8 protein-coding genes and 1 pseudogene are annotated in these 9,974 nt (G+C 44.7%); 4 read left to right on the top strand and 5 right to left on the bottom strand.

Annotation, left to right across the window (positions count from 1 at the left end):
* Window positions 1–276: 276 nt before the first annotated feature.
* The 4 genes from DWZ60_RS05060 (at window position 277) to DWZ60_RS17110 (ending at window position 3,675) form a co-directional block, all read left to right on the top strand.
* Window positions 277–1,131, top strand: a complete 855-nt coding sequence (locus tag DWZ60_RS05060) for an AraC family transcriptional regulator (RefSeq protein WP_117510987.1) — start codon at window positions 277–279, stop codon at window positions 1,129–1,131.
* Between the two features lie 756 nt (window positions 1,132–1,887).
* On the top strand, window positions 1,888–2,031 hold the full coding sequence (locus DWZ60_RS21095) for a hypothetical protein (protein ID WP_147397722.1): 144 nt from the start codon (window positions 1,888–1,890) through the stop codon (window positions 2,029–2,031).
* A gap of 146 nt (window positions 2,032–2,177) precedes the next feature.
* Window positions 2,178–2,687, top strand: coding sequence for a serine hydrolase domain-containing protein (locus DWZ60_RS05050; protein WP_119221337.1), 510 nt, complete (start codon window positions 2,178–2,180; stop codon window positions 2,685–2,687).
* Window positions 2,688–2,883: 196 nt separating this feature from the next.
* Complete coding sequence (locus tag DWZ60_RS17110) at window positions 2,884–3,675, top strand: hypothetical protein (protein ID WP_147397721.1); 792 nt, start codon at window positions 2,884–2,886, stop codon at window positions 3,673–3,675.
* Window positions 3,676–3,909: 234 nt separating this feature from the next.
* Here DWZ60_RS17110 and DWZ60_RS05035 read toward each other — a convergent pair.
* The 5 genes and pseudogenes from DWZ60_RS05035 to DWZ60_RS05015 all read right to left on the bottom strand — a co-directional run.
* A pseudogene (locus tag DWZ60_RS05035) lies at window positions 3,910–4,053 on the bottom strand (transposase); the annotation flags it as partial.
* Between the two features lie 64 nt (window positions 4,054–4,117).
* On the bottom strand, window positions 4,118–6,193 hold the full coding sequence (locus DWZ60_RS05030; RefSeq protein ID WP_119221334.1) for an efflux RND transporter permease subunit: 2,076 nt from the start codon (window positions 6,191–6,193) through the stop codon (window positions 4,118–4,120).
* A 227-nt stretch (window positions 6,194–6,420) separates the two neighbouring features.
* Complete coding sequence (locus DWZ60_RS05025; protein ID WP_118640540.1) at window positions 6,421–7,299, bottom strand: NifB/NifX family molybdenum-iron cluster-binding protein; 879 nt, start codon at window positions 7,297–7,299, stop codon at window positions 6,421–6,423.
* A gap of 27 nt (window positions 7,300–7,326) precedes the next feature.
* Window positions 7,327–8,571 carry an aminopeptidase P N-terminal domain-containing protein gene (locus DWZ60_RS05020; protein WP_119221333.1) on the bottom strand — a complete coding sequence of 415 codons (1,245 nt, stop codon included), beginning with the start codon at window positions 8,569–8,571 and terminating at the stop codon, window positions 7,327–7,329.
* A gap of 119 nt (window positions 8,572–8,690) precedes the next feature.
* Window positions 8,691–9,950 carry a S41 family peptidase gene (locus DWZ60_RS05015; protein WP_243038213.1) on the bottom strand — a complete coding sequence of 420 codons (1,260 nt, stop codon included), beginning with the start codon at window positions 9,948–9,950 and terminating at the stop codon, window positions 8,691–8,693.
* Window positions 9,951–9,974 lie beyond the last annotated feature (24 nt).

Raw genomic sequence — 9,974 nt, 5'->3', positions numbered from 1 at the left:
GTTAATGGAAAACACTACTAATATGAAATATTTGTTGTCTTATATGAAATTTTCAAGGTACGTTAGTTAATGAGTTACTATAAAACGAGTGTTTTGACACCCATATCATACTTATTAGACATTTTTAAATTAATCTGATATACTTTACATGAGTTCTCGCAATGAGAATACTACACATATCTCTATGGGATACAGAAATGCGTACTACGTTTATTGATGACGGAAAATAATCACTCTCTCCTATTTGATTGAAATCCAGACAGGGAGGTATAACGAATGAAAGATTATGGAATTTATGAAAAAGTAAAACTAAACGGAATCGTTCCTGGACGATTGATTCGCCATACCCGGGCGGACAGTGCAATCATAAAAAGTCACTGGCATCCAGAGTTGGAAATAAATACGGTTTTTGAAGGCTCTTCCCGCTTCTTTATAAATGGAAGAATTGAAGATGTAACGCCTTCACATGTTGTTGTGATAAACAGCAGAGAAGTCCATTCGTCTATCCCTTTTTTTCCACAGGGCGGGATCTGCGTTACAGGGGTTACGATACAAATCAGCTACGATTTTCTAAAAAAAGTGATTCCAGATTATGATAACTGTTACTTTATTCTTAACAATATGGCAGAACGGAAGATACAGTTACTTCTTGAAGAAATGAATAAGAAATGTAAAACACAAGATGCAGCATATATGAATATTTATGCAATCAAACAAATTTGTGAAATTGTGTATATTCTTGCAACAGAATGTTGTATGAAACGGGAAAAGTTCGAAGCGACAAGTTCGGAAAGTTTTCAGCGTTTTGAACATGTTCTTAATTATGTTCATGAAAACTACAGCAGCAATCTCAAGACCAGTGAAGTAGCAGAACGTTTTTTCTTCTCCAAAGAATATTTTTGCCGTTTATTCAAAAAAAATACAGGTATGACATTTAATCAGTATGTGACACAGTGCAGGGTTATTCATGCAGAACAATTGCTTAAGGACACAAACACACGGATCTCTGAAATCGCTCAGGAGGTGGGCTTTTCGGATGAGGGAAGTTTTATCGCTCAGTTTAAAAAATATTATTCGAAAACCCCTGGAAATTATAGAAAAATGATAACAAAAAATCCATTTTATGATTAGGGGGTCAAAAGATACACCCGTGCGAACCTTGAAAATTTCATACAAAACAACAAATTTATGTCAGGAAATGGTATAATGATCTCAGATTATTTGTGAGGTGATCCTATGTCTTTTGCTAAGAATGAATAATTTCTTATTCACAGAAGAAGGGACCAGGGTTATCAGCTGTCCTGCCGGAAATGCCCCGAAAAGCTGCAGCTATATCAAGCAGACAGGGCAATGCCGGTCAGAGGACTTTTAGCCACAAAGCTTCGGTTCGGAATTAAACTTGCAGCATTGAATTTTAAGAAACTGTCAGCATATCTGGACAGTCTGGATCAGTGCGCCTTACTTTCAGCAAACAGCTAAAAAAGTAACAAAGAATCTGAATGTATGTTAATGGAAAACACTACTAATATGAAATATTTGTTGTCTTATATGAAATTTTCAAGGTACGTTAGTTAATGAGTTACTATAAAACGAGTGTTTTGACACCCATATCATTTATAAAAATGACTGGTCAATATTACTAAATTCAAAGGTTAATTTTCCTATATCTTACAATATACTATCTATGATATCTTTCAGATAAGTAAAAGCGCGCGTAAAAAACTTAAAATAATCTTGGAGGATTATCACAATGAGAGATAAGAATAATGGAGAGATTGCAAAATCTCAAATGTTTGGATACGCACTTTTTGGCTGTGGAGCTAATTGTCTGGGTGGTATTCTTGGTTCTTTTTAACACTGTATCTGACCGACAATCTGCTGTTGTCCATGTCGTTTATTGCTTTTATGATGTCTGCCGGACGTATTATCAACGCAGTGACAGAATTTTTAAGCGGTTTTATCATTGACCAGACACACACTTTGTCTCTGTGTAAATATGACGCTCAGGCTGCAAATAATGGCATTGCATAATCTTCTGTCACCCTGTTTGCTGCAAGATGCGGATATGCAGTCGTTCCTTTGGTCTGTAGCATTTTGTTAGTTTTGATTAGTAACTTTATGAATGCAGATGAAGAAGTTATAAAATTGAGAAATACTCAATAAAGGAGAGAATTCTAATGACACAATTATTCAATAAATTTTATATTCCTGAAGATGTAGGCATTTCCTCTGTAGCTATTGCCCAGTTTCTGAAAGAATGTGATGACATAAATTATAAATTGCGGACTCTTCATATTGTTCGCCATGATAAAGCAATAGCAGAAGTTTCCAAATATCCGTTTTGTGCACTTGATAAAAGATTGGTATATTCCGTAAGCAAAACATTTACATCCACGGCTATAGGGATTGCGGTAAAAGAAGGTTTGTTGCGGGTAGATGATTTCCTTCTTGATTATTTTCCGGAATGTCGAGATTTGGACATGGATGATGCAGCCCGTACCATAAAAATTTGCCATCTTTTGACTATGAGTACGGGTCATGGCGTGGATACAGTGGGAGATATGTGCAATGGCATAAGACCCTGGCCGGAAATCTTTTTTACCAGAAAAATGGTATATGAGCCAGGAACTCATTTTGTCTATAATTCCGGAGGAACTTATATGCTGTCAGAACTTATCAGCGTGTGACTGGCATGTGCCTGAAAGATTGGTTACAGACGCATCTATTTGATCCTCTGGAGATTACAGATGTCAGTTGGGATAAACATGGAGATGTTAACACTGGAGCATGGGGGCTTTTGATTGCTCCACGTGATCTCACAAAACTGGGACTTTTGTACTTACATAAAGGTGTTTACAATGGCATACGCATTCTCACGGAAGAATGGGTTACGGAGCATCATACCCCCACATTTCCACAAACGTGCAGGGATGTGCCGGATGGGGCCGCCACTATGGATATCAAATTTGGGAGAACAGTCCGGGGAGCTATCGTGCTGATGGAGCATTTGGCCAGTATTGTATGGTATTTCCGAAAATGGATATGGTTATTACAACTACTGCTGAAGAAACGGATGGAAGCAGAATTTTCCCTCTGATTGAAAAGTATATCCTTAATAACATAACTGAGCAGCCGAAACCTCGTGATGCATGGTGTTACCAATACATGAAAAACGTAATGAACCAGTGGGAAACTCCTGTTGTATATTCGCCGAGTGCTTCTTATCTAATGCATATGCTTCAGGGAAAAGAATTTGATTTACGCAGTCGTACATCAGATGAAAAACATACTCTTCGCTTTGAAATTGGCAACAGCCGTATGGAGTTTGTAATCGATGAAATGCAGACTATTCACAGTTCCTGTACTGTTGATTTGTTTGGAGAAACCACATATGCAATTGAAATTCCGTCAAATAGCCCACTTATTGGAGACGAACAGAGAAACCGTATTTGGAAATATGCTGCCCATCACAGTTGGGTAGACCAGAGTACCCTTCTTTTGACTATATGCTGGCAGGAAACCGGGCATTCACAAACATGGAAATTCTATTTTCATGAAAATACCTTGACTTTGATTGTCACAGATAGTACTAAAGGAATGTTTGAATTGTCTGGTGCGGTGAGTGACCGGAATGTAAGATTTGCTGATATGATTTTTGATGGTGCTTTTAGATAGAAACACGTAAAAATACTCCGGGGATTTTTATTTTTCCCCGGAGTATTTCTGTCAATATCATCATCTCTTCCTTCAATAAACGCCAGGATATCATCCAGTGATCTGTCACTATGAGAATACGCTTCATAAAGAGTAGTTTTTATCTTTTCAGATTTTCCGTATTATCCTTCTTCTTTTCCGGTATACTTCTTCCATTTGACACTCCCCACAGCAAGGGGTTTTACGACGCATTGGATAAGCAGCAAGCTTTCGGGTCACGCCATTATCCCTTACAGAATAATGGATTGCATCGATGTAGAGAATAGGATAGACCTCGTCCAGTGGCCGGTTCTGCCAGTCTTCAATCTATGGCAGGATCTTATCCGTCATATCAGAAATTTGAACGCAAAGCAAAAAAATTCCCCCGCACCAGCTACTTCCGGTACAGGGGATTTGTCATACTTTATTTTGTTTTCTTCTTTAAAAATCCAATCGATGTCTTACAGATCAGTTTATCGAAAATCATAAACATTGCCGGCAGAATCAGGATAACAACGACCATACTGATGATCGCGCCCCGCGCAAGCAGGGTACAGATGGAACCGATCATCTCAACCTGAGAGTAGCAGGCTACACCGAAGGTTGCGGCAAAGAAACTCAGGCCACTGCTGATGATGGACGGCATACTGGTCTTATGCGCAATACTGATAGCTTCTTTTTTGTCTTTTCCATTCTGGCGCTCTTTCTGATAACGGGTTGTCATCAGGATCGCGTAGTCCACGGTTGCACCGAGCTGAATCGCTCCGATTACGATGCTGGCCACGAATGGAAGGCTGGTTCCCTGATAATACGGGATTGCCATATTCAGCATAATTGCAAACTCGATGACTGCTACCAGAATAATCGGCAGAGAAATCGATTTGAAGATCAGCAGAATGATAATAAAGATTGCACCAATGGAAAGCACGTTTACGTTGACAAGGTCAGCATCGGTAACATCCTGCAGGTCTTTCATCAACGGTGCTTCACCGATGACCATTCCATCTTTATCGTAGGATTTTACGATTTTGTCAATCGCTTTGACCTGTTCGTTTACTTCATCTGTTGCGGACTCATATTCAGAGCTCACAAATGCAAGCTCATACTCATCGCTCTGCAGCATGCTTCGGAGATTTTCCGGGATCATGGATTCCGGAATCGTCGGTCCAAGCAGGGAACTCATGCTGATGGTCGATTTGACACCTTTTACGTTGCCGATCTCCTCCATCATTTTCTTTTTCTGTTTGGAATCCATATCGCGATCCATCATCACAATATGCATGTTGCTTACGTCAAACTGCGCTTTTACCTCATCATTTGCCACGTTGCAGTCCAGGGTAGCCGGAAGAGAACGCGCAATGTTGTAGTAAATCTGGGTATGATTGTTTCCGTAGATCGACGGGAACAGCAGGATCAGGAAGATCACAACCCACGCCTTATAATGTTTGGTGATAAAAACGGATGGTTTATCCAGACTCTTTACCAGCGGTCTATGTCTCGTTTTCTCGATTGCCTTGTCAAATACCAGAACCATGGCCGGCAGGACGGTAACACAGCAGACAACGCCGATCAGAACGCCTTTTGCCATAACAATACCAAGGTCGCGGCCAAGGGAAAAGGTCATAACGCAAAGTGCCAGGAAACCGGCTACGGTGGTAACGGAGCTTCCGGCTACGGATTTGAACGTGTTGGCGATTGCATGGCCCATCGTACGCTCTTTGTCATCCGGGAAACGCTTTTTATTCTCCTCGAAACTGTTCAGCAGGAAGATGGAGTAGTCCATCGTAACACCAAGCTGCAGCACGGCGGTCAGCGCTTTTGTGATGTAGGAAGTCTCACCAAGGAACACGTTGCTTCCCAGGTTGTAAAGGATTGCAAGTCCGATACTTAACAGGAACAGGATCGGAACAACGAAGGAAGTCGATGTCAGCTCGATGACAACGAGGCTCAAAACTGCGGCGATGACAACGTAAACCGGCAGCTCTTTTAATGCTACGTTTTTGATATCGGTAACAACACCGGTCATACCGCCGATGAAGCACTGCTCGTTCGCAATTTTACGAAGATCCTCGATTGCCTCCATGGAGTCATCGGAAGAAGTCGTATTGTCGAACAGAACGAGCATCATGGTTGCATCCCCATTGTAGAATGCTTTCCGGAGTTTTTCCGGGATCATCTCAACCGGCACGCTGATGTCTGCCACATCGTCATACCATAAAACTTCTTTTACGTGGTTTACCTGCTCGAATTTTTCTTCGAGTTTCTGTACGTCCTTCATTTCCATGTTTTCCACGACAACCATGGAGAACGCACCCATGCCGTATTCATCTACCAGAATGTCCTGTCCTTTTACAGTTTCCAGATGCTCCGGCAGATAGCTGAGCAGATCATAGTTTACTTTCGTTGCTGCCATTCCGATGACTGACGGAATAATCAGCAGAAATCCAATGATCAGCATCAGAATCCTGTGCTTGGCAATCCATTTGCCAACTTTAACCATTTTCATTCATCTCCTCTGATTCATTTTTAACTTGTTTTTCTAGTACCACATCTTACAACTTAAATGACTATTAGTCAATATTTGAAATGGTGAAAAATGAATTTTGGTCATTTTTTGTTTACTTTTACAAAAAATAACGGAAATCGGAAATGGGAATCGTTGATTTTTCTGCGCATCAAAAAAGAGTGCCTGGCTCCTTCGTCCTGACACTCTTTTTATGCATTTTTTTATTTCACTTCAACCAGCTCAATCTCAAAATTCAGCTCTTTTCCAGCCATCTCATGGTTGGCATCAAACGTGATATTGGTCTCGTCTTTTGCGGTAACTTTTACCGGGAACGGCTGGCCGTACTGGTTCTGCAGATAAACCTGCTGTCCGACCTCTACTTCCTCTGCTCCCGGAAGCTGTGCGATCGCAACGGTGAAAATTGCGTTCGGATCCGGCATTCCGTAAGCCTCCTCCGGCATCAGATGGATGTTGACTTTTTCGCCGACTTCCATCTCTGCAACGGCTGCATCGAAGCCGCGGATCATCTGGCCCACACCGCAGATGAACTCGAGCGGTTCGCCGCGGTCGTAGGAAGAATCAAACTGGGTTCCATCGTTGAAGGTTCCTCTGTAGTGGGTACGGCAGGTTTTTCCGACATTCTTACCTTCCATAACCGGAGTCGGTGCACCGCATCCGCCGCCGCAGGTTCCGCAGGAACCGCCGCAGGAGCTCTCCTCTTCCTCATGGCTTCCGCAGTGGTCGCCGCAGGAATGGCCTTCCTCGTGATCGTGGTGATCGCAGGTTGCACCCGCAGATGTGAGCGTTCCGTTTAAGTAAGCTTCCACCGCTGCATCCACATCTCCCTCTGCTCCGGAGCAGAGCTCTACGCCTGCCTCAGCAAGAGCAGCCTGTGCACCGCCGCCGATGCCGCCGCAGATCAGAACATCCACGCCCTGCTCGGAAAGAAGGCCTGCCAGTGCGCCGTGGCCGGTTCCGTTGGATCCGATCACTTCGCTGGAAACCACCTGATTGTCTTCTACTTCGTAAACCTTAAAATTCTCTGTTTTTCCAAAATGCTGGAAAATATTCCCGTTATCGTATGTAACTGCAATTTTCATCTAACTAAATCCTCCGTAGTTTTTTTCTTACGCCTCTTTTTCCTGCATAAAGGCTTCAATCTGGTCTGGATCACGCATCAGATTCTCGGAAAGAACCTCGCATCCGTCCTCTGTAATCAGGATATCATCCTCGACCCGGATTCCGATCTCCCACTCGTCAATATAAAGACCCGGCTCATCGGTGATGATGGCGCCTGGACGCAGCTTGTCGTTCCATGCCGCGGTCACATCGTGTACATCGATGCCGAGGTGATGGGAAACGCCGTGCATGTAATAGATTCCGACATCCTCTTTCTTCTCGATCAGGCCAAGTTTCACACAGCCCTCGCCGAGAACATCTTTTGCGATATCGTCGAGCTCTTTTAATGTCATACCCGGTTTTGCTGCTTTTGCAACGGCGCGGTTTGCTGCCAGAACAACGTCGTAAACCTGTCTCTGACGGTCCGTATATTTTCCGTTGACTGGATACGTTCTGGTGATATCTGCGCAGTAGCCCTGGAATTTTGCTCCGAGGTCCATCAGAAGCAGGGTCTCATCCTCGCACACGTCACGGTTGGTGTCGTAGTGCAGCATCGTTCCGTTTGCACCGCTTCCTGCGATCGTCGGGAATGCGGTTCCGTCTGCTCCCTCGTGGAAAATCTTGTACTCGAAATCAGCCTGTGCCTGATACTCGGTGCAGCCCGGTTTCAGATTCTTCATCACGAATTTCAGCGCGTCGTCGGTGATCTTGATTGCCTGGCGGACGAGAGCGATCTCATCCTCATCTTTCTGCATCCGCAGTGCTGCGATGACAGGAGCAATGTTTTTAATCGGTCTGCCTGGAAATTTCTTTGCGAACTCCTCTGCCTTTACCATGTTGTAATCCGGCAGATCCTCGACCTGATAGCGGTAGCAGTCGAAATACAGGGTTCCGATGTCCTCGCGTGCCATCAGACGGTTTACCATACCCTCAAAGGAATCCAGGAAACGAACGTCGTCGATTCCGGTGATCTCCTGTGCCTCGGATACGGTTACTTTTCTTCCAAACCATCTCTCCTGGTTCAGATCCGCTTCCTCGATAAACAGAATGGATTTCTCCTCTTTTGCGGTCTTTTTCATCATCAGGATCATGTGATCTCTGCGAAGGCCGGTCAGATAGAAAAAGTTGCGGTTTGCTTCAAACGGCAGATATTCGTCTGCGCTGACATGCAGCTCGATTCCAGAAAACAAAAGCAGTGCGGAATCCTGGTCCATTTTATCAAAAACCTGTTTTCTTCTTTCTGTAAAGTTCATCTGTCTTTCCTCACTTTCTTTTAGAGCCTGCCAAGATCTGTTTTCGGCTCCTCTACTAAGATAACACGTTCGTGCTTTTTTTCCTACCTTTTTCCTGCTTTTCTATGAAAATTCTTATTTTATTCCGCACCTTCCAGTCCTTTGACAACTTCCAGCGCTTTTTCGAGCTGCACATCGCTCGTCGCGTCATCCGGCAGCTCCACCTCGACATCCGGCGCGATACCGACCTTGTGGATGTCGTTGCCGAGCGGCGTGTAATAATGGGCAATCGTCAGCTTCACCACACTGCCGTCGGAGAGCTGGAATGTGTTCTGGACAATGCCTTTTCCGAATGTCGTCGTTCCGACAATCGTTCCGATGCCGTAATCTTTGACTGCTCCCGTGAAGATTTCTGCCGCACTTGCCGTATTTTCATTGACCAGCACGACGAGTGGAATCGAGATCGGGGTATCGCCGTCGCAGGTATACTCTTCCCGTTTTCCATTTTTATCCTCGGTATACACGATGAGTCCCTCCGGCAGGATCTGGCGCAGGGTGTCACAGACTGCCGTCACGAGGCCGCCCGGATTGCCGCGCAGATCGATGATCAGGCGCTCCATGCCCTGATCCTGCAGTGACTGGTATGCTTTCTGGAACTGCTCGGAGGTAAGCCCTGTAAACTCGCTGATGGCCAGATAGCCGATCTTGTCGTCCAGCATTTTACCGTCTGCCACAATCGCCGCAAGCTTCTCTTTTGTGACTTCCGTTTCAATCAGATCCGCCTCGCCTTCCCGCTCGATGGAAAGCGTCACGGTGTCGTTCTCGCTGTTTTTCAGAAGACCGACCGCATCGTTGAGGCTTAAGCCTTCGAGTGTCTGCCCGTCAATCTTCACAATGCGGTCATCCGCCTGAATACCGGCCTTCGCCGCCGGGGTATCGTCCTGTACGCCGGTGACCTGCAGCTTATCGCCGTCCAGCGTCACCGTAACACCGATGCCCTGATAGTAACCCTCCTGCGCTGTCTTGATCGCTTCGTATTCCTCTTTCGTGTAATACGTAGAATACTTGTCGCCGAGGCCGCTGATCAGCCCTTTATACATCGCATTCGACAGCTCTGTGTCATCCACATCGCCCGCGTAAAGCTGGCTGATCATCGCTTTGATCGCCGCCGTCTTCCGCCACGACCAGAAGCCGCCGGGGTGGTCCGCACTACTTCCCGGCCAAAGAAACGTTGTTCCGACAAGCACGATCATTACAATCGCCAGCATGGAAATCATGCCCGCAAAGTAGCTCTTCCGCATCTCATTTTTTCGGTTTTTCTTTCTGTTTCTGCGCTTTTTCGGTTTTTCCTGCTCTGCCGCTTTTACGCCCTCTTTTTCTTCCTTCATCAGTTCTTCCAAAATATGCCTCCCAATCGAAAGATC

The sequence above is a fragment of the Blautia sp. AF34-10 genome (assembly GCF_003477865.1).
Lineage (GTDB): Bacteria > Bacillota > Clostridia > Lachnospirales > Lachnospiraceae > Fusicatenibacter > Fusicatenibacter saccharivorans.
Note: the sequence above shows the minus strand (reverse complement) of the source record. Positions and strands in the feature narration are given on the sequence as shown.

Bases quoted from the DNA above. Each gene is read 5' to 3' on its own strand.
- DWZ60_RS05060 (WP_117510987.1), top strand. From the start codon at position 277: ATGAAAGATTATGGAATTTATGAAAAAGTAAAACTAAACGGAATCGTT.
- DWZ60_RS21095 (WP_147397722.1), top strand. From the start codon at position 1,888: ATGTCGTTTATTGCTTTTATGATGTCTGCCGGACGTATTATCAACGCA.
- DWZ60_RS05050 (WP_119221337.1), top strand. From the start codon at position 2,178: ATGACACAATTATTCAATAAATTTTATATTCCTGAAGATGTAGGCATT.
- DWZ60_RS17110 (WP_147397721.1), top strand. From the start codon at position 2,884: ATGGGTTACGGAGCATCATACCCCCACATTTCCACAAACGTGCAGGGA.
- DWZ60_RS05030 (WP_119221334.1), bottom strand. From the start codon at position 6,193: ATGGTTAAAGTTGGCAAATGGATTGCCAAGCACAGGATTCTGATGCTG.
- DWZ60_RS05025 (WP_118640540.1), bottom strand. From the start codon at position 7,299: ATGAAAATTGCAGTTACATACGATAACGGGAATATTTTCCAGCATTTT.
- DWZ60_RS05020 (WP_119221333.1), bottom strand. From the start codon at position 8,571: ATGAACTTTACAGAAAGAAGAAAACAGGTTTTTGATAAAATGGACCAG.